General features: G+C 39.3%; 23 protein-coding genes. 11 read left to right on the forward strand and 12 right to left on the reverse strand.

Features of this window, described 5'->3' with window-relative positions; genetic code table 11:
* The first annotated feature begins 17 nt into the window (after positions 1-17).
* From ABXZ32_RS06775 to ABXZ32_RS06805, 7 genes are read left to right on the forward strand one after another with little or no spacing between them, the layout of a single operon-like run.
* The gene (locus ABXZ32_RS06775; protein WP_354617914.1) at positions 18-1,145 is read left to right on the forward strand and encodes an NAD(P)/FAD-dependent oxidoreductase; all 1,128 of its coding nucleotides are present in this window, start codon (positions 18-20) and stop codon (positions 1,143-1,145) included.
* Positions 1,142-1,867, forward strand: a complete 726-nt coding sequence (locus ABXZ32_RS06780; RefSeq protein WP_354617915.1) for a methyltransferase domain-containing protein — start codon at positions 1,142-1,144, stop codon at positions 1,865-1,867. Before ABXZ32_RS06775 ends, ABXZ32_RS06780 begins: the two co-directional genes overlap by 4 nt.
* A complete protein-coding gene (locus tag ABXZ32_RS06785) occupies positions 1,864-2,919 on the forward strand; it encodes a type III polyketide synthase (protein WP_354617916.1) in 1,056 nt (351 codons plus the stop codon). The genes ABXZ32_RS06780 and ABXZ32_RS06785 overlap by 4 nt, the downstream gene beginning before the upstream one ends.
* Positions 2,920-2,975: 56 nt before the next feature.
* On the forward strand, positions 2,976-3,773 hold the full coding sequence (locus ABXZ32_RS06790) for an SDR family oxidoreductase (RefSeq protein ID WP_354617917.1): 798 nt from the start codon (positions 2,976-2,978) through the stop codon (positions 3,771-3,773).
* A gap of 49 nt (positions 3,774-3,822) precedes the next feature.
* Positions 3,823-4,263 carry a 3-hydroxyacyl-ACP dehydratase FabZ family protein gene (locus tag ABXZ32_RS06795; RefSeq protein ID WP_354617918.1) on the forward strand — a complete coding sequence of 147 codons (441 nt, stop codon included), beginning with the start codon at positions 3,823-3,825 and terminating at the stop codon, positions 4,261-4,263.
* On the forward strand, positions 4,260-5,537 hold the full coding sequence (locus ABXZ32_RS06800; RefSeq protein ID WP_354617919.1) for a beta-ketoacyl-[acyl-carrier-protein] synthase family protein: 1,278 nt from the start codon (positions 4,260-4,262) through the stop codon (positions 5,535-5,537). The genes ABXZ32_RS06795 and ABXZ32_RS06800 overlap by 4 nt, the downstream gene beginning before the upstream one ends.
* A gap of 20 nt (positions 5,538-5,557) precedes the next feature.
* Positions 5,558-5,806: a phosphopantetheine-binding protein gene (locus ABXZ32_RS06805; RefSeq protein WP_354617920.1), complete on the forward strand. Its 249-nt coding sequence runs from the start codon at positions 5,558-5,560 to the stop codon at positions 5,804-5,806.
* A 39-nt stretch (positions 5,807-5,845) separates the two neighbouring features.
* On the opposite strand, the gene ABXZ32_RS06810 is transcribed toward ABXZ32_RS06805, so the two are convergent.
* Both ABXZ32_RS06810 and ABXZ32_RS06815 read right to left on the reverse strand, forming a co-directional pair.
* On the reverse strand, positions 5,846-6,790 hold the full coding sequence (locus ABXZ32_RS06810) for a TerC family protein (RefSeq protein WP_354617921.1): 945 nt from the start codon (positions 6,788-6,790) through the stop codon (positions 5,846-5,848).
* 255 nt (positions 6,791-7,045) lie between these two features.
* Complete coding sequence (locus tag ABXZ32_RS06815; protein ID WP_354617922.1) at positions 7,046-7,348, reverse strand: HPF/RaiA family ribosome-associated protein; 303 nt, start codon at positions 7,346-7,348, stop codon at positions 7,046-7,048.
* Positions 7,349-7,543: 195 nt separating this feature from the next.
* Here ABXZ32_RS06815 and ABXZ32_RS06820 point away from each other — a divergent pair, with 195 nt between their 5' ends.
* Positions 7,544-7,888, forward strand: coding sequence for a hypothetical protein (locus ABXZ32_RS06820; RefSeq protein ID WP_354617923.1), 345 nt, complete (start codon positions 7,544-7,546; stop codon positions 7,886-7,888).
* A gap of 485 nt (positions 7,889-8,373) precedes the next feature.
* On the opposite strand, the gene ABXZ32_RS06825 is transcribed toward ABXZ32_RS06820, so the two are convergent.
* Positions 8,374-8,973, reverse strand: coding sequence for a DUF6642 family protein (locus ABXZ32_RS06825; protein ID WP_354617924.1), 600 nt, complete (start codon positions 8,971-8,973; stop codon positions 8,374-8,376).
* A gap of 228 nt (positions 8,974-9,201) precedes the next feature.
* Here ABXZ32_RS06825 and ABXZ32_RS06830 point away from each other — a divergent pair, with 228 nt between their 5' ends.
* The 3 genes from ABXZ32_RS06830 to ABXZ32_RS06840 all read left to right on the forward strand — a co-directional run bounded on the left by ABXZ32_RS06830 (position 9,202) and on the right by ABXZ32_RS06840 (position 11,444).
* Positions 9,202-9,771: a Crp/Fnr family transcriptional regulator gene (locus ABXZ32_RS06830; RefSeq protein WP_354617925.1), complete on the forward strand. Its 570-nt coding sequence runs from the start codon at positions 9,202-9,204 to the stop codon at positions 9,769-9,771.
* 69 nt (positions 9,772-9,840) lie between these two features.
* Positions 9,841-10,569: an acyl-CoA desaturase gene (locus tag ABXZ32_RS06835; protein WP_354617926.1), complete on the forward strand. Its 729-nt coding sequence runs from the start codon at positions 9,841-9,843 to the stop codon at positions 10,567-10,569.
* Positions 10,570-10,799: 230 nt separating this feature from the next.
* Positions 10,800-11,444, forward strand: coding sequence for a thiamine phosphate synthase (locus ABXZ32_RS06840; RefSeq protein WP_354617927.1), 645 nt, complete (start codon positions 10,800-10,802; stop codon positions 11,442-11,444).
* Between the two features lie 75 nt (positions 11,445-11,519).
* Here the strand turns inward: ABXZ32_RS06840 and ABXZ32_RS06845 are convergent, their stop codons facing one another.
* From ABXZ32_RS06845 to ABXZ32_RS06885, 9 genes are all read right to left on the reverse strand, one after another.
* On the reverse strand, positions 11,520-11,711 hold the full coding sequence (locus ABXZ32_RS06845; RefSeq protein ID WP_354617928.1) for a cold-shock protein: 192 nt from the start codon (positions 11,709-11,711) through the stop codon (positions 11,520-11,522).
* 229 nt (positions 11,712-11,940) lie between these two features.
* Positions 11,941-12,147: a GDCCVxC domain-containing (seleno)protein gene (locus ABXZ32_RS06850; RefSeq protein ID WP_354617929.1), complete on the reverse strand. Its 207-nt coding sequence runs from the start codon at positions 12,145-12,147 to the stop codon at positions 11,941-11,943.
* Positions 12,147-12,740 carry a mercuric transport protein MerTP gene (merTP, locus tag ABXZ32_RS06855; protein ID WP_354617930.1) on the reverse strand — a complete coding sequence of 198 codons (594 nt, stop codon included), beginning with the start codon at positions 12,738-12,740 and terminating at the stop codon, positions 12,147-12,149. Before merTP ends, ABXZ32_RS06850 begins: the two co-directional genes overlap by 1 nt.
* The gene (locus ABXZ32_RS06860; protein WP_354617931.1) at positions 12,737-13,114 is read right to left on the reverse strand and encodes an ArsR/SmtB family transcription factor; all 378 of its coding nucleotides are present in this window, start codon (positions 13,112-13,114) and stop codon (positions 12,737-12,739) included. The genes merTP and ABXZ32_RS06860 overlap by 4 nt, the downstream gene beginning before the upstream one ends.
* A gap of 128 nt (positions 13,115-13,242) precedes the next feature.
* Positions 13,243-14,322: an alpha/beta hydrolase gene (locus ABXZ32_RS06865; protein WP_354617932.1), complete on the reverse strand. Its 1,080-nt coding sequence runs from the start codon at positions 14,320-14,322 to the stop codon at positions 13,243-13,245.
* A 509-nt stretch (positions 14,323-14,831) separates the two neighbouring features.
* Positions 14,832-16,721, reverse strand: coding sequence for a monovalent cation:proton antiporter-2 (CPA2) family protein (locus ABXZ32_RS06870; RefSeq protein WP_354617933.1), 1,890 nt, complete (start codon positions 16,719-16,721; stop codon positions 14,832-14,834).
* Positions 16,722-16,724: 3 nt separating this feature from the next.
* Positions 16,725-17,321, reverse strand: a complete 597-nt coding sequence (kefF, locus tag ABXZ32_RS06875) for a glutathione-regulated potassium-efflux system oxidoreductase KefF (RefSeq protein ID WP_354617934.1) — start codon at positions 17,319-17,321, stop codon at positions 16,725-16,727.
* Positions 17,322-17,599: 278 nt separating this feature from the next.
* Positions 17,600-18,400 (reverse strand): hypothetical protein, encoded by an 801-nt coding sequence (locus ABXZ32_RS06880; RefSeq protein ID WP_354617935.1) that lies wholly within the window; start codon positions 18,398-18,400, stop codon positions 17,600-17,602.
* Entirely contained in the window at positions 18,397-18,819 is a 423-nt protein-coding gene (locus tag ABXZ32_RS06885; protein ID WP_354617936.1) for an ABA4-like family protein, read from the reverse strand. Before ABXZ32_RS06885 ends, ABXZ32_RS06880 begins: the two co-directional genes overlap by 4 nt.
* Positions 18,820-18,925: the final 106 nt, after the last annotated feature.

Consider the following 18,925-nt stretch of genomic DNA (forward strand, 5'->3'; position numbering starts at 1 on the left):
AATAGTATCTTCCATCAATGGTAGATTACGATGTTATTATCATTGGAGGGGGTTTAGCTGGGTTGACAGCTGCCTTGCATCTCAGAAAAAATGGTCATAGCATTTTGGTATTGGAAAAACAGCAGTATCCACATCATAAAGTCTGTGGGGAATATGTTTCCAATGAAGTGTTGCCCTATTTGGAATATTTGGATATTACGTTTTCCGAATTCCAGGTGGCACAAATAGATGCCCTCCAATTTTCATTGGTCAATGGAAGGACTATTACTACAAAACTTCCATTGGGGGGAACGGGGATAAGCAGATATGCATTTGATGATTTGCTGTTCCGAAAGGCTAAGACCCAAGGGGTGGTTTTTGTTTTTGAAAGTGTGGATAAGGTGCACTTTGAAAACGATCGTTTTTTAGTTACAACCCAAAGAGAAAATCGCTTTACCTCAAAAATTACTTTGGGGGCATATGGCAAGCGGAGCACCTTGGATATGCATTTTAAGCGCGATTTTGTTCAGCACAAATCTACCTGGTTAGGGGTTAAGGCACATTATGATTTCCCGGATTTTCCGGATAATTTAGTGGCCCTCCATAATTTTAAGGGCGGTTATGCCGGACTTTCCAAAACGGAAACGGGAGCGGTCAACTTCTGTTATCTGACCACCTATGAAAGTTTTAAGAGTGAAAAGAATATCGATAGCTTTAATGCCAATGTGGTGTCCAAAAATCCCTTTCTGGCCGAATTTCTAAGGGAAGGGGAGCCTTTGTTCCAATCCCCATTAAGTATCGCACAAATATCATTTGACAAAAAAAAGGCCATTGAAAACCATATGCTCATGTGCGGGGATTCTGCCGGACTCATACATCCCCTTTGTGGCAATGGGATGGCTATGGCCATACATAGCGCTAAGCTGGCATCTGAGTTGATATCCAAATATTTTAGTGATACGTCATTTAGTAGAGACCAATTGGAAGGAGCTTACCAAACTACATGGGACCAGACCTTTCAACATCGATTATGGATGGGAAGAAGACTCCAATCCCTCTTGTTGAATCCCAGCCTGTCCCAATGGGCTTTGGGTGCTGTTGGAAATTCGCCGTGGATCTTGAACAAGTTGATAAAAAGTACACACGGTAAACCCATAACCTCATGATCAATTTCATCCATAGAAATACAGATCCGGAATTGATGGACGATCCCAATGTCCCTGAGGCGGTCCTAAGGAAAGTTTTGGAGGACATATCCCGCGTGAACCGACTCTTAAACGGGAATAGGATTACGGTTAGGGCGGTTGAACAATTGATCAAGGAAACACCTAGGGATAAGTATACCATTGTAGACATGGGCTGCGGAGACGGGCAAATGTTAAGGGAAGTGGCCGATTTTTACCGCAATAAAGATATTGAAGTACGTTTGGTGGGGATCGATTTGAGTGAAAAAGGAATCCAAATCGCCCAAGAGTTGTCTAAGGGATACCCTGAAATACAATTCTTAAGACAGGATATTCTCAAGCTTAAGGCGGAAGCGCTACAATGTGATATTTTGCTCTGTACCCTGACCATGCATCATTTTAGCAATACCGAAATCCCCATATTCTTGGACCAATTTGTAAAGTTGGCCAATTTAGGAGTTGTTATCAATGATTTGCAAAGAAGTAAGGTGGCATATTATCTTTTTAAGTTGTTTAGTATTATTTTTATAAAAACCGATATTGGAAGATTAGACGGATTAACGTCCATAAAAAGTGGCTTTTTGAAGGATGAGTTGACCGCTTTTTCAAAAGCGATTCCAAATGCATACCATTCGGTACATTACAAATGGGCCTTTAGATATTTATGGCTCATAAGAACCAATAGACCCTCAGTTACGAAATGAATGAAGTTAAGATTGTAAATGTTACCAAACAATTACCGGAATACAGTAGGGATACCAAGGATATTTTACCACTTGTAGAATTGTGGTTGGGCAACCAGGAAGAGCGGTTTAGGCGTAAGGTGCTCAAAATATTTGAAGGCGCTGCAGTAGATAAACGCTATAGTATTATGGCGCCAGAGGAAGTGTTTACCACCACCTCCTTTGAGGACAAAAACGCTATTTATGCGCGGGAAGTCAAAAAACTGGGTTCTGGGGTACTTCAAAAGGCTTTAACAGCTGCGGATTGGCCGACCGATAGTATAGATTTTATCATAACCGTGAGTTGTACGGGCATAATGATTCCTTCTTTGGATGCCTATATCATCAATGATTTGGGGTTGCGACAAGATGTGGTGCGACTCCCGGTAACCGAGATGGGCTGCGCTGCGGGCGTATCTGGATTGATCTACGCCTATAACTTTTTGCGCTCCTATCCGGGGAAACGCGCTGCATTAGTGGCAGTGGAGAGTCCAACTGCCACCTTTCAATTGAACGACTATTCCATGGCCAATATGGTTAGTGCCGCCATCTTTGGAGATGGTGCGGCCTGTGTGCTCTTGTCTTCGGAGAAAGAGGCCAAAGGCCCCAAGATAATGGGAGGGGAGATGTACCATTTTACAGATGCTACCCATATGATGGGCTTTGATCTCACCAATTATGGACTTAAAATGATCTTAGATCCCGTCGTACCGGAAACCATCGCAGCTCATTTTCCATATATCGTTCATCCTTTTTTGGCTCGTCATGGCTCATCTATTGCCCAAGTTGACCACCTGATCTTTCATCCCGGGGGGAGGAAAATAGTGCAAACAGTGGAAGATCTCTTTGGGGCCATGGGCAAAAATATAGATGACACAAGGGAAGTATTGCGCTTGTACGGCAATATGAGCAGTGCAACAGTATTGTATGTGCTGGAGCGCTTTTTGGAAAAGGAAATCACAAAGGGAGAACAGGGATTGATACTTAGTTTTGGACCTGGATTTTCGGCCCAACGTGTATTGTTGGAATGGTAATCTGTAGCACTTATGGAATAATAAATAGTGCTTTACAATAGAAATATAAGTGGATTATGGGTAAGAATGGGACACTAAAAAATGAATGGGCCTTAATATTAGGGGGCAGTTGTGGCTTGGGTCTGGCTACGGCTAAAAAGCTGGCAAAGCACGGATTTAATATTTTAGTAGTACATAGGGATAGAAGAATTGACTTCCAGAGGATTGAAGAAGAATTCAGAAGTATTACTTTAAATAAAATAGAGCTGAAATCGTACCATATAGACGCCACTAATCCAGAGCGCAGAATGGCAACTATAAAGGAAATCTATGGCGATTTGGGGCCAAATGGCCGTATAAAAGTCCTGGTCCATAGCATTGCCAAGGGCAATTTAAAACCGATGCATTCTGAAGAACAAAATACCTTGAACAACCAAGATTTTCACCTTACATTGGATGCCATGGCAATTAGTCTGTACGATTGGACAAAAGCTTTGATAGCCGCTAAGCTATTTGCAGAAGACACCAGGATCATTTCATTTACAAGTGAGGGCAACTCAAAAGCCTGGGAGAATTATGCCGCAGTTTCTGCCGCAAAGGCTGCTTTGGAGGCTATTACCCGTAACATGGCCTTGGAATTCGCTCCTTTAGGTATAAAAGCCAACTGTGTGCAAGCAGGAATGACCTTGACCAATTCTTTTAATATGATTCCGGGGAGTGAAAAATTAAAAGAAAGTGCACTGCAGCGCAATCCAAGTGGTAGGCTGACCACCCCCGAAGATGTCGCCAATGTGGTTTATCTTTTGATCACGGAGGAGGCAAAATGGATCACGGGCACGGTATTGAAGGTAGACGGAGGGGAAAGTTTACGGTAACAGTAAAGGGAGGGAAGCACGAGTTCATTAAAAAAAATGACACCAATAAATGGAATTTAACAGCATATTGAATCAATTGCCCTTTGGCCCAGAATTCCGTTTTGTGGATAAGCTGTACAGGGTAGATGACGATGGGGCCGTGGGTGAATTTACCTTCTTAGAGCACCTATATTTTTATAAGGGACATTTTAAGGATGGGCCAGTAACCCCAGGGGTGATACTTACAGAATGTTGCGCACAGATAGGATTGGTTTGCTTGGGGTTATATTTGCTAAACGCAAGTGATACTTCAAACTTTAAAATAGGATTGAGCAGTGCCGAAATGGAGTTTTTGCACCCTGTTTTTCCCAATGAGAAAGTGGTGGTGACCTCCAAAAAAATCTATTTTAGATTCAATAAATTAAAGTGTGAAGTGCGAATGCACAATACTAAAGGCGAGCTGGTCTGTAAAGGAGTTATGGCCGGAATGATAAAAATGGAAGGTGCATGAAAAATAGGGTAGTAGTGACAGGAATGGGGGTATGTGCCCCCAATGGAGTAGGGTTAAATGATTTTATCAGATCCCTACAGGAGGGTACTAGTGGAATACGGTTTCACCAAGAACTACAAGAACTTAAGTTTTCGTGCCAAATTGCTGGTAAACCTATTTTTAACGACGATCATTTAAATAAATACTTTAATTCATTACAGCAACGGGGATTGAATGCCAGTGGTATTGTTTACGGGGTTATGGCAGGGATGGATGCATGGAAAGATGCCGGTTTGACCATGGCTTCCAAAGAAACTCCGGATTGGGACAGCGGTATCATCTTTGGTACCGGAATCTTGGGGGTCGACAAGTTTAGAGAGTCGATCCACCTGATAGACGAAGGCAACACCCGTAGGTTGGGTAGTACTTCCGTAATGCAGACCATGGCCAGCGGGATAAGTGCCTATTTAGGGGGAATATTGGGCTGTGGCAACCAGGTGACCACCAACTCATCTGCCTGTACCACGGGCACAGAAGGTGTTTTAATGGCCTATGAGCGCATTATGGCCGGGAAGGCCACCAGAATACTTACGGGGAGCTGTAGTGACAGTGGGCCATATGTATGGGGCGGTTTTGATGCCATGCGGATCTTGCCAAATGCCTATAACCAAGAACCGGAAAAGGCCAGTAGGCCAATGAGCGCCTCGGCAGCTGGTTTTGTGCCGGGCAGTGGGGCAGGGGCCTTGGTGTTGGAAACTTTGGAGAGTGCTTTGGAGCGCGGAGCCCATATTTATGGGGAAGTGCTCGGAGGAGCCGTGAACAGTGGCGGACAAAGGGGAGAGGGTACCATGACAGCCCCAAACAGTGAAGCGGTGCAGCGCTGTATAGTCGAAGCAGTCGAAAACGCCCAAATACAGAAAGGGGAAATCGATGTTATTAATGGTCATCTGACAGCAACAGGCAAGGATGCGGTAGAGATCCAAAATTGGAGTGCGGCCTTGGAGCGTTCGGGAACAGAGTTCCCCTTTATAAATTCTTTTAAAGGAATGATGGGCCATTGCTTAGCGGCCGCTGGCAGTTTGGAATGTGTTGCAGCCTTTTTGCAATTCAAAGAAGGACAGGTTTTTGGAAATATCAACTGTGAAGACATACATCCTGAGATCTTGGAGGTAGTGGATGCCACCAAAATACCCAGGGAAACAATCGCATATCGTCCAAAAATTATAGCCAAGGCCAGTTTTGGCTTTGGTGATGTAAATGCTTGTGTTATTTTTAAGGCTTATAAAAACGAATAAGAACTACCGATTATAAATATATGGAAGAGAGATACCAGCAGTTAAAAGGGATCATTAAAATTTACCTACCAGAGGACGTAACGGTAGAAGAAATCACGCCAGAGAGTCATTTCATCAACGAGTTGAACATCAACTCCGCCAATTTAGTAGATATCGTATTGGATGTGGAAGATGCTTTTAACATCGTTTTGGAAAATGAAGATATGGACCAAATGAAGACCGTAAAGGACGCATTGGCCATTATTGATACCAAGCTCAAAGCCTCTTAAGTACTAAGGTTCATAGAAAAGATACAGTTTCCTTTTCGTTTAGGCCACCTTCTTTTCCGCAAGTATCATGGATGCGGCAACGCCACCGATAAGGGCCAGGGCTATAACACCCAATGATAGCCATTCTGGGAATTCCACATAGTGGGACAACAGCATTTTTATACCCACAAAGGCTAAGATCACCACCAGACTATAGTTGATATACTTGAACTTCTCCAACATTCTAGAGATTAAAAAGTACATGGATCTGAGTCCAAGGATGGCCAAAATATTGGAACTGAAGACGATAAAGGGGTCTGCGGTAATGGCCAGAATAGCAGGAATACTGTCCAGTGCAAAGAGGATATCTGTAAGTTCTATCACAATAAGCGCCACAAAAAGTGGGGTTGCAGCGCGAATCCCCATTTTTTTAATAAAAAAATCATGCCCGTGCAATTGGGTTGAGATCGGGAAAATCTTTTTTACCTGTTTAAAAATAAAAGATTTACGGGGATCAAATTCTTCCTCGTTGGATTTTAGCATTTTAAAGGCGGTATACAATAAGAATACCCCAAAAACATAAATAATCCATTCGAACTTGGTGATCAGGGCCACGCCAAAAACAATCATAAGAGCCCTAAAAACAATGGCTCCCAGGATTCCCCAGAACAAAACCCTGTGTTGGTACAGGGGCGGGATACTAAAGGATGAAAATATAACGGCTATTACGAATACATTGTCGACACTCAAGGAAAGTTCTATCAAGTACCCTGTAATATACTTTATGACAGCTTTGCTGGGCGTAAGGTTTGTTGGATTGGCAATATGGTTCCCGTCGAACAACCAATAGATAACACCGCTGAATGCCATGGCTACGGTAATCCATATGGCGGTCCATATGGCCGCTTCCTTGGTTTTAATTACGTGTTCATCTTTATGGAAAACCCCAAGATCTAAAGCAAGAAATACTAAAATTAAAGCGATAAAACCAATCCAGATCAACATAGCAAATTTTTAAGATCACAAAGCTAATCATCCTAAGATATATTGGCGCAAAAAATTCAAATAAATTGGGGTTGAAGTAAGTAGTAGTGGGATTCTTAAAAGAGGTCCGTTTCGTAGAAGGGCAACTGCAGGCAAATAAAAATGGGTCTGTAGTTGTCTACAGACCCATTTCTAAATAAAATATTTGTTTTCTCTAGAATTTAAAGGATGTGAATCCTTTCGTGGTATTAGGTACAAGAATTGATATCCCTGCAATTAATGAGCTTTAATCTTATCTTTTCGTTTTTTTAATTGTCGTTCCAGATCATCCACGGTTTTGGCAATGGAGGCTTCAAAACTACCGTTGCTCGACTCTGCAAAAAGGCGGGGTCCTGGGGAACTCAATCGAATCGCACAGATCATTCCTGTATCTGGGGAGGCAGTATTCTCTGTTTTGAAGAATATATCGGCACGAATTATAAAATCATATTTGTCCAATAACTTGTCTACTTTTTTACCAGCAAATATTTCCAAACGTTCACTGGCTTTTACGCCATCGTATTCAAAGTTTATATTCATAATAATTATAATTTTTGTTTAAGGTAAAGAGGTAAAATAAAGAAAGCAAATATTTTTAATTAAGGTAAACATAAAATTTAGGTTGTCAAAACGTTAAAGTCTGATTTTCTGAATATTATATTTTTAGGGAAAAGAAAAAATGTCTAACTTAATAGGAGTTTCTAAGTTCTCCCACAAACCCTAAATCCTATAGATATGACAACAACAAGGTTTAAAGAGTACCCGGAAGGGAGAGTTTCTAGCAGAAGTACCAGTGTATTACGCTTAGAACGGAACAATAGAGATATCTTTCAGTTAAACAGAATGTTGTGCTGTTATAGGTGTGAACCAAGGACATATGAACGATATGAGGAACTGACAGCATTAAAGTCGAGATTACTGCAACTTCGAAAATCCAATCTTGAAATTATTGCTGATATAACAAATGGAGAGGAACCACCAAAAGGAAGATTGGGTAGAATCCGAACACAGTTATTGGAATTTAACGAACTACAGAGGCGAGTGGAGGACTATCGCAATCCGATCCGATTTGTGGGCTAACAGCCATTTCCCAAAATCCTATTTTACATAATATAAATTATAGGGCAGAATATGTCTATATAGTAAAACAGCGTATAGCTGTGCTATTTGATATAATTGCAGATATAGCAACACGTATGTGTTCTATATCGTCAGCAATTATGTCAAAGCTGTTTTACTAGAATCATTATTCATGGCATAAAGCCAAAATACTATATCGTCATAGCCGCATCAACCCGCCGTTAAAAGGCAATCAGCCACTGGCTAATGTTCTTTGCGCGTATGTCAAAGCTGTTTTACTGGAATCATTGATCCTCGCAACCTGCAAGAATTCTATATCGTCACAGCCGCATCAACACGCCGCCAAAAGCAATCAGCCACTGGCTAATTTCTTTTTTCGCGTATGTAAAAGAAAATCTTATATGAAACACGTAGGTGTTCTATATCGTCACAGCCGCATAAACCCGCCGTCAAAAGGCATTTTCTATGCCTTAATCTGTCCGGATTTAATAATACATTCTAAAATCAAGTAATTTGCAGACATTGTAATGTCTTTGGTGCAACTCTTCTACAACATTTAACATATTATCATCTTCTTTAAATAAGTTAAAGAACGCTATATCAAGATTTGAGCTGCTTATTCCATTAAATTCATTACCATAGCCAGAAACACCTTTTGCGCCAGTTATATCCAAAAAATATTGAGCTTCCTCTTCGTCTAAATCCAGGATTTTTGCATTTGAAAAATGTAAAAACTTTCCTTTTAATCTTCCTTCGAAAATTTCTGCAATTTCTTGTAAACTATAGTAGTAGTCATTTAAACAAATACTATTTGCTTCCCCTGTCATAACCAAGTAGATTATTTCATAGTCTTTAAAATTATGATCATCCAAGACCAGTGCATTTAAGCTAGCCTCTAGGCCTTCAATGGTGTCGCACGTTTTATAAATACTTGTAATTCCATATTTCATGGCCAATTGTTCCAAGTTTTCTTGTGCTTCGGTAACCTTGTCCGTTTCTATTTCCTGAACCGCTTCCAAACAATAAATGAAATAATCTGCATCATTAAATTGCTCTTGGGGTAATTGTCGTCTTTTCTCTAACAAGTTTCTGAATTTATATAAAGTATATCAATACAAAATTACTGTAACTCTTCTAGTTTTTCAGCGTTTTGATATAAAATTCCGTTCCACAAACCTTGCCCTCCCTCCTCTCTACTATCATAGCACCACAGGGCAAACCTCTCAACCCAAATAGTCTTGACAACCATTTTTACCGTACACTTTGAGACTTGAATCCTTATCTTTACAGCTCATTAATTTCCATTAGACCCATTGCAACAGATAAAAGCACACTTAGATCAAATAGCTGACATATCTAACGAGGATTGGGATTTTTTTATTTCCAAATTACAGCGGCGGGAGATTCCCAAGAAATCGGTTTTTTTGAAAGTCAATGAGATAGAAAACCATATCTCATTTATAGAATCTGGCGTGGTGCGCCTTTATATTCCCAAGGAGAATCCGGATAAAGAAATCACCTTTGGTTTCAGTTTTAAAGATCAGTTTGTCAGTGCTTACGACTCCTTCCTAACACGGACCCCTTCTGCATATCAATTACAGGTACTGACAGATACTACCATTTGGAGCATTACGTATGATGATCTGCAATTGGTATATAAGACCACACAAATAGGAAATCTTATTGGCCGACTCACGGCAGAGCGTCTCTTTTTAATAAAATCCAAACGGGAACAGAACTTATTGAATCTTTCTGCAGAAGAACGGTATGTCAATTTATTCAAAGAACGGCCAGAGCTCTTGAAAGTGATTCCCTTAAAATACATCAGTTCTTATATTGGGGTTACTTCACAGGCTTTGAGCAGAATTAGAAAACGTTTGTAAGAGGCGTTTTATTGACCTGGGTTCATTGTTTCCCTTATAACATCAAATTACCTTTGCAAAAAAAAAGGTATGTTGATAGTTCTTTTCGTTGCAGTGCTTTGGTATGGTGGCTTGTTTTTTCAATCTTTCTTTTTACACCGTTATGCGGCACACCAGGTATTTACCATGTCCAAAACTATGGAGCGTATTACCTTTGTTCTGACCTGGATTTTTCAAGGGCCGAGCTACCTTAGTGCGTATGGCTATGGAGTAATGCATCGGATGCACCATGCCTACACCGATACTGAGAACGATCCCCATTCCCCATCACATGATGCTAATTTATTTGCCATGATGTGGAGAACAAAAACAATTTATCAGGACATTAATACCCAAAAAATTGAGGTAGATCAGCGTTTTACCAAAAATGTTCCACAATGGAAAGGATTTGACCTATTTGCTAGTTCACGATTTTCTCGTTTGCTTTGGATTGCTGGGTATGTCTTATTTTTTGCACTTTTTGCAACCGCTTGGTGGCAATGGTTATTACTTCCAATGACCTTTTTAATGGCGCCTATCCATGGGATGATCATCAATTGGTTTGGGCATATTTACGGCTATGTTAATTTTAAAATGAAGAACACCAGCAAGAACCTCTTCCGTTTTGATTTTTTAATGATGGGTGAAGGGTATCATAACAATCATCACAAACATGCTAGTAGCGCCAATTTTGGCGTAAAATGGTATGAGATTGATATTACCTATCTGATTATAAAAGTGTTGGATGCTTTTGGCTTTATTCGGTTGAAGCGAATTTAAGTGAAGTCGTAACAAGTGGTTATATGTTTGAAATGACCATCACAAAGTAAAAAATAGGACTTCGTTCTCGACTGCGCTCAAACAGACAAGTCCTGTATAACTCTATACCACCTACAAACAGTCATTTGTTTTCACAGGAAACCACTGTACTTGGTTCGTTTAACATTCGTATTTTTGCTTCTCGGATAATTTAAATCTTCGGGACACATTCACTACTGTAAAACCAAGACATGATCATACCTAAACTACATTATATATCCCAGGGAAATTCACCAAAAGAGCATCTGGAAAACATACAAAAAGCGTGTACCTCTGGTATTGAGTTGGTGCAACTCCCCTTAATAAACGATGCTTCCGATAAGAAAATGCTGAAATTTGCCCAAGAGGCTAGAGAAATTACAGCTCATTTTCAAACCAGATTAATTATCCGGGACCACTATAAAATAGCAAAGGAGATTAAGGCAGATGGCGTCCATTTAGGTCAAACGGATGCCTCCCCCACTTTGGTGAGAAAGAATTTATATACTTGGCAAATGATCGGCGCTACCGCAAATATGTTACAGGAGTGCGAAGCATTACTGGAGAATGAGGTTGATTATATTTGTTTAGGTCCCTTTAGAGAAACAACCACCGATAACAATGTAAGTCCAGCATTGGGTCTAAACGGCTATACCGCTATTATAGAAATCTTAAACACCAAAACCCCTATTATTGGCTTTGGAGGTATAACTCTAGAGGATGTTATTGCCATATTGGAAACGGGTATTAATGGACTGGCAGTATCAGGAGAAATTACCCGTAATTTTGATAACATTAGAACATTCAACCAATTATTAAATGCCTCTTCAACAGAAGAGCAACGGTATACCTTCTAATTAAAATGAATATTCCCACAAAAAAAGCCCATCTAAATGAATAGATGGGCTTTTGTAAAACTTGAAGTATATGTATTAGATAACTTTTACGTTTACTGCGTTTAAACCTTTGTTACCTTCTTGAAGATCAAATTCAACTTCGTCGCCTTCGCGTACTTCGTCTACTAATCCAGAAATGTGTACAAAGTGATCTTTTTCAACTCCTTCTTCAGTGATAAATCCAAATCCTTTAGTTTCATTGAAAAATTTTACTGTTCCTTTATTCATCGTAATATTTATTAAATTTATAATATGTATTGAAATGCAAAGGTCGTGCCAATTAAGTTAATACACAACTAATTACGTTCTATTCTACTCCTTTATACTAACATACTACCATGGATGTGGGAAACACTTACAAAGTAATTACAAGTTTTTATAGGTTTTTCAAGGGGTCAATGCCTGTTTTTTGAAATTCCCATAACTAAAACAATGCATTATTAAGTAACGACTTACTTTAACAACAGCTATTGTTTTCTTGAATTGGCGGACAAGCTATAGTGCCAAAAGAACAAAATACGCAGCAATCACCAGCCTTAGGTTTTAATATTTCTGTACAATTTTCACATTCATAAAAGAATTGGCAAGCTGTGGTTGGCATTTCTTCCTCTTTATTATGCCCGCAGGTTGGACATGTTATAGTTGATTTTAATTGTACTTCCATTATTCTATAATTTTATATCCAGTTTTTCCAATAGCATCTTCTATTTCTTTATTGGTGACTTTAGTTTTATCATAGGTAACCACGGTATTACCCTTAGTATAATTTGCTTTTACTTCCAATATGCCATCAAGTTTGTGCACTTCACTTTCTATATGCCCCTCGCACCCAGAGCAGGTCATTCCTTTTATAGAATATTCAACTTTTGCGCTATTTGCTTCGGACACATAAACTATTTCCTTATTCGTCTTTGGATTTGGGTAAAAAATTTGAGAGTAAAATGGAAATGCCAACATCAATACTGCAAACAAAGACACAAGAAGTAGAAACTTTTTTGAGTTAAGAAATTTTGGCTTTTCGTCTTCGCACTCACAATCAATTTCTTGATTTATTGGTCTTAGTTTTTGATACCAGGCTATGGCCAATACTAAGAGCGTAAGCGCAATTAAATAAGGCCTAAACGGTTCAATCCAGGAGAATGTTGATGCAATGCCACTTGTTCCTGCAATGAAGGCTAAAACAGGAGTAAGGCAACATAATGAGGCTGCTATTGCAGTAATAATCGTTGTGCCAACTAACTTCTTTTCTGAACTCATAACTTATCTTCTAAAACTTTAGTGTCATCTATTATTGTAAAAAATGGAATCAAGAGCGGAATCTTATCTTTTTTAATTGAATAAAATATGGTTTGCGCTTCTTTTTGCGAGTAGATTATATTTCTGTCCTTTAATTTTCTTAGATGCTGTGAGATAGCTGAAACGTTCATTTCTAATATATCACTTAAATCGCATACACAAAGGCGTTTTTCTTGGTGTAATAGGTACAATATCTTTAATCTTACCGGGTTACCGGTTAAACTTAAAATATTAGAAAGTGCATCAAAAGATTTTTCCAGTTCTTGAACTACCCCCCTACAGCTCATTATTTGTTTGGTGTCTGCCTCTAATCGAATACAAATGGGTTTTTCCATGGTCAAATTTATGCATATTATCTTATTTAAGCAAATACTTAAATATTAAGTTATGGATTACGATAAAACCCTTTCTTCACTTTCACAATTTAACATAGAGCATTAATATATTATTTAGTAATTATGCATTAGTTCTCTGATTTTGCTGTTTGTTCTACCGCCCATTCGGTTATGGTATCCAGATAGTCCTCTTGATAAAGCCAACCTTCATAAGGTCCATCTTCCAAGCCCCATTTAAACAGATAATGACTTGCATTGGGATACACCTTTATATCTATATTCCTATTATTTGTTTTCTTGAATTTTTCAAGAAAATCGACTACTTCATAGGTCGGAATATTGATGTCTTGCCCTGCCATGACATAAAACATAGGCAGTTTTATTTCTTTCAAATACGGTAAGGGATCATAGGAAAAATTCTGACCTCGGGCTGCATACAAGAGTGAGTCATAAGGTTCTAGTTGCTCATAAGTAAACCAGGCGCCCAGTCTCTCATCGTCATGTACTATTTTCAGTTTTGCATTGATTTTGTCACGCTCTGGGCCATTTGCCAATAAGGGGTTTTTGGATACTGCTATATAGTAGTCCCATATTTGTTTTGTAAGTGGCAAGATCTCTTTTTCTATTTCTGTTGCTGTATAACCTTCTTTGAGGGCATCCATTTTTACCTCATGAATCACCGTTTGTACAAATGAAAATGGAGAACTGACCCTATTAATAATAAATTTAAGACCACCATCCAAGTATGCCAATTCAGGGGTGAACCAGCCCGATTCGCTCACACCCATGAGGCCAATATTATTTTGATCTATATCTTTTTGATTTCTTAAAAACGTTATGGCAGCAAGGGCGTCATTTGCAAGTTGTTTATAGGTGAAATAGTCATAATTAATAGGATTATTTCCTGAACCTCTTTTGGTATAAACCAAAACAGCAAAGCCTTTTTTTAAAAAGGCATTGGCATGAAACCTGAAAAAGGCCTTGTTATGATGTTGGTGGCTACCCCCTGCCCCATGAAGTAAGATTATTGCCGGATAGGGCCCTGGGGTTTTGGGCTTAAGGAGCAGACCCTCAAGCTCAATATCCGATTGAAAACTAATATGTTGTTTGCTACCTTGGTATTGGGCTTTAAAAAAATAGAATCCAAGGAGTAGTATCAGTATGATAAGCGGACTCCATAACCATTTGGATTTAATTATTTTTTTCATGATTTGATCAATTGATGAATTTCAAGCTAATTACCAAAGCCTTTGTAATAATACTGATTTCGGACCCTTTATAAATTGCCTCTTCATTTAAAACGTGCATGACGCTATAATTAAAGCCAACTAGAATTAATTTGAATTGATCCTGTTCCCTATTGACTTTAATCCATGTAAAATACGCAATATTTTATCAAATTTTGAGGAATTCAGTATGATGCTGAGATGTGCAATAGGTATTATTTGATTCTGGAAAGGCCTTTAAAACAGGGTGTTTTAAAATTTCAATAAGGAATTTCATTGGCAGGGAACCCAATCGCTTATGAGGAGATTAGTGCTGTTATTCTCTTCTGCCCTTAAACTGACGGCTCCAACAAAGTGGACAAATGGACTTCGTTCCCGACATAGCCTGTCTTGAGCGGAGTCGAAAGGCTCGAACTGACAGTACTGTCAAAGTGGACAAATGGACTTCGTTCTCGACTGCGCGGCAATAGACCATGGCATCAACCTGCCTATTATTTATTCTGGTTCTTATTCAGTGCTTTTCTGATTTGATCACTATCCCAATGGGTGTCAAGTTCCACAATTCCCCTTTCAAAGTCTTTCTCCATTAATTTTTGTTGTTCCTCAAGTTCTTTCCTAGCTTTGAAAATGTAGTTGTCACCTCCTTTGGGTTCTGCGGCCAGACGTCTTAAACTGTCTTCATCATACTTAATGAAATTTTGTACTTGTCTGGTCAATGTATATTTTCTGAAGCCCATTTTACTCAATACATCTTTGGCCAGGCTTAAAGAGGTGTCCAACGATTCTCTATAAATATTCTCCATCCCTAAATTGAGCAGTTCGTAGGCATCATACCTGTTCTTTGCCCTAATCATAAGTTCCACATGTGGATATTTTTCCTTGACTAGCTTGGCAACCTGCTTGGTCACATTGGGATTATCGATGGCACAGATTAAAATTTTTGCGTTGGCAATGCCGGCAGATTCCAGCAAATCCCTTCGTGTAGCATCTCCGTAATATACCTCGAACCCCATCTTTCGAAGAAAATCAACACGATTGGAATCTTGATCCAAAATGGTGGCTTCTACGCCATGAGAGCGCAAAAAACGACCCACAGTGCTTCCAAAATGTCCGAACCCCACCAAGATGACCTTCTGGGATTTTGCAATATGATCCATTGGGCGTTTGACCGATTCCTTTGTTCCTATTTTTGGCAGGATAAAACGTTCATTTATCATGCTGATTATTGGCGTAAGGGACATGGTGAGTGCAGTTATTACCAATAGCATATCCATTTGGTCCTGCCCTAGAATATTCAATTGAAAAGCAAATGAGAGTACTACAAACGCAAATTCTCCAATTTGAGCCAGACCAAAGGTGAGCAGTAATTTTTGATCCAACTTTAAACCAAAAATGCGACCAGTAACAAATAAAACGATAGCCTTTAAAATAATAACAGCGATCAATAAACCTCCAATGGTAAGCGGACTTTTAGCAATCACGATAAAATTGATGGAGGCACCCACGGCCATAAAAAACAGACCTAACAGCAGGTTCTTAAAGGGTTCGAGTGTACTTTCCAGTTCGTGTTTAAATTCACTGTTTGAGAGTACCACGCCTCCTAAAAAGGCACCGAGAGCTGGACTTAGACCTACAAACTCCATTAAAAGCGAAATACCAAAAACAATTAAAAGTGCAGCAGCGATCAGTAATTCCCTCACCCCTGTTTTTGCCACCCTTCTCAACATGGGCACAATTAGGTACCTTCCGGCCACTATAATTGAAAATACGGACAGAATAATAGCCAATGTTTGTAGGCCAATTGGAAGATTATCCAACAATTTAGTATGCTGGTCACCGATTTCAGCAGTAGGGCTACCCTCGGTATTTGTAAGCAAAGGCATAAAGCCCAACATAAAAATTACAATGATATCCTGAAAAAGCAAAATGGAAAATGACGATATCCCAAACGTGGTGTCCATTAAGCCCTTTTCTTTAATAGTTTGCATGGCAATTGCAGTAGATGATAATGCCACGGCCATGGAGATAACCAGCGCGATTTTCCAATCATAGTCCAGCAAAATAAACAGGAAATAAGAGAGTAACATGGTTCCTCCTACTTGAATTCCACCCATCCCTACAATGGTTTTTCGCATATTCCAGAAATTTTTGGGCTCAATTTCCAATCCAATTAAAAACAGCATCATCACAACTCCAAATTCTGCAAAATGCAGAATATCTTCCCCTTCATTACCTACAAAACCCAGCACGTAAGGTCCGATCAGGACGCCAGCCAACAAATAACCAATGACGGAACTTAATCCTAGTCGCTTGGCAATAGAGACGCAGATGATTGCTCCCCCCAAAAAAACTACAGCATCAAAAAGTATACTTCCGGTCATATTTTAAGCAGTTTCAAGTTCTGGGATATCATTTAAAAATGCACAACCCTCAAAATCGGACAATGTGAATTCGCCTTGAAGCAAATCTATTAATTTACTGTATTTTTTTGCGTCACGATCTAATTCCTCATCGCTCAATTTATGGGTGCCCATGACTGCAAAAGGCGGAAAATATCTCATACCGCACAAGACTGCAGTTTGTTCAAAAGGTCTTAGAAACTGATTGATCGTAAAACTATTGGTGCCTTTAGAGCAATATACTTCCTTAGAACCACCTGTAGTAATCACATTTAAGCAGATCTTAGAATGTAATGCATTGGTATTGGGACCATAGGCCCAACCAAACTCCAAAACCATGTCTATCCATTGTTTCATCAACGGGGGACAACTGTACCAATAGAATGGATGGTGCCATATAATAACATCGTGTTGAACCAATAATTCTTTTTCCGCTTTTACATCAATATTAAAATCTGGGTAAAGCTCATACAAGTCTTGAAAGGTAACGCCTTCCTTATCTTTAATATGATCAATGAGCACTGAATTTGCGCGAGAATTTTCAAATTTCGGATGCGAAAAAAGAACCAATATTTTTTTCATATTTCAAATTTAGAAATTAAAAGATGAAATTCCTTTAACGTAAACTATTACACAAAAACTTGGTAATTAGTTAAAGATAATTCCAGCGCTCTAAAAGATATTTCTTTTTGTTTATTAACACATGGGATTTTGATCTGGCAAGTGCTGGAAATGACTGCTTGGATAAAATGAACAATTTGACTTCGTTCTCGACTGCGCTCGAACTGACATCTCCGACAGGGCGAACAATTGGATTTCGTTCTCGAGTGCGCTCGGTGTGATAGCTCCCTCCTATTTACTTATACTTTCAATAATGGGATCCCAAGGGATGCCTGATAATAGATGTATCCTATCCAAGCAGCATACAGCAGTCCAAATACAGTCACAGCAAGGATCTGCTTTTTACTTGAAATATTCCAGGTTTTCGTGACCCATAACGCAAATAAGGGAATGATCTGAATTCCGTGCAGACCAAAGAAATGGGCGATCCTTAGATCTCCGGCCACCGTGCTCCAATTCAATAATGGCAGTCCGGGACCTCCATCTGCCACCCCTACATTGTGCGCCAACTGGCCAATCATCTGCCCTCCTACCCAACTCCCAAAAAACACAACCGACCAACCTAATAAAATGGCCCATTGGATGGGTTTGCCGGTTTTTAATTTCAACCGAATGGTGTCGATAATAAAGAGCGCCATCACCAAGACATTAATCCCGATTAGGATGCCCATGGACAAAAACAGAAGGGCATCAAACACGCTATCTTTATTGTAATGTGATTGTATCCCCCTTGATGCCTGGAAGACAACGATTAGCGTCTCTATCAACAAGGTCCAAGCAACAATATTATTGATGATGTTGGTCTTTATTTTGGGGTATGGGTAAAAGGTGATGAGATAGCCTACGGTCATAATGTAAATTCCGTCCGAGATTGCAAATTTCAAGGGTTTAATCCATACGTTGATCCCCATTAGGGATCTATCATCCATCAAGAGACCTGCCAAGCATAAAATGACAAGGAAAAAATGGAACAAAACAATCCTATAAAGGATGGGACTTTCTTTTTTTACAGTTGTGAATACGTTGGTTAGGTTATTCATGATCGTTGTACTTTAATTCCCCTGATGATCATAAAAAGTAAAAAGCCCAAGGGGCCAAACATAAATGTACCTAATAGACAAGGGACCAATAATAATTGGTGGATGCCTAATTTTTTATTTTCATCTAAAATCCACATGCCCACAAGCAGATCAAATGCCAGATAATGAACCCATCCGGCCAATAGGGCATTTTCTTCTGTAAACAATGCCTTGACGGCAGCAAGACTACCAAAATCCATCATCCCTCCTATCCGTAAAGCTTGAAAAATATAAAAGGCATATACCAACGCCAACAACAGAGGGATCAGTTTATAATCAATTAAAAATCGGGTTACTTTCCACTTGGGTACTACAATCATCAAGAGCCACATGGGCAAAGCGATAGTGTTAACTATAGAAAATACTTCAGTTGGCGACATTAAAAAGAATTTGAAGGTTGGTTGGTGTTAAGATACTGAATTTGATCAAATAGAGTAAAAACCAGATAAATAGGACAGGAAAGAGCAACATTGTCCCCTTGATTTT

Origin of the sequence: Sediminicola luteus (assembly GCF_040566555.1) — a bacterium.
Classification (GTDB): domain Bacteria; phylum Bacteroidota; class Bacteroidia; order Flavobacteriales; family Flavobacteriaceae; genus Sediminicola.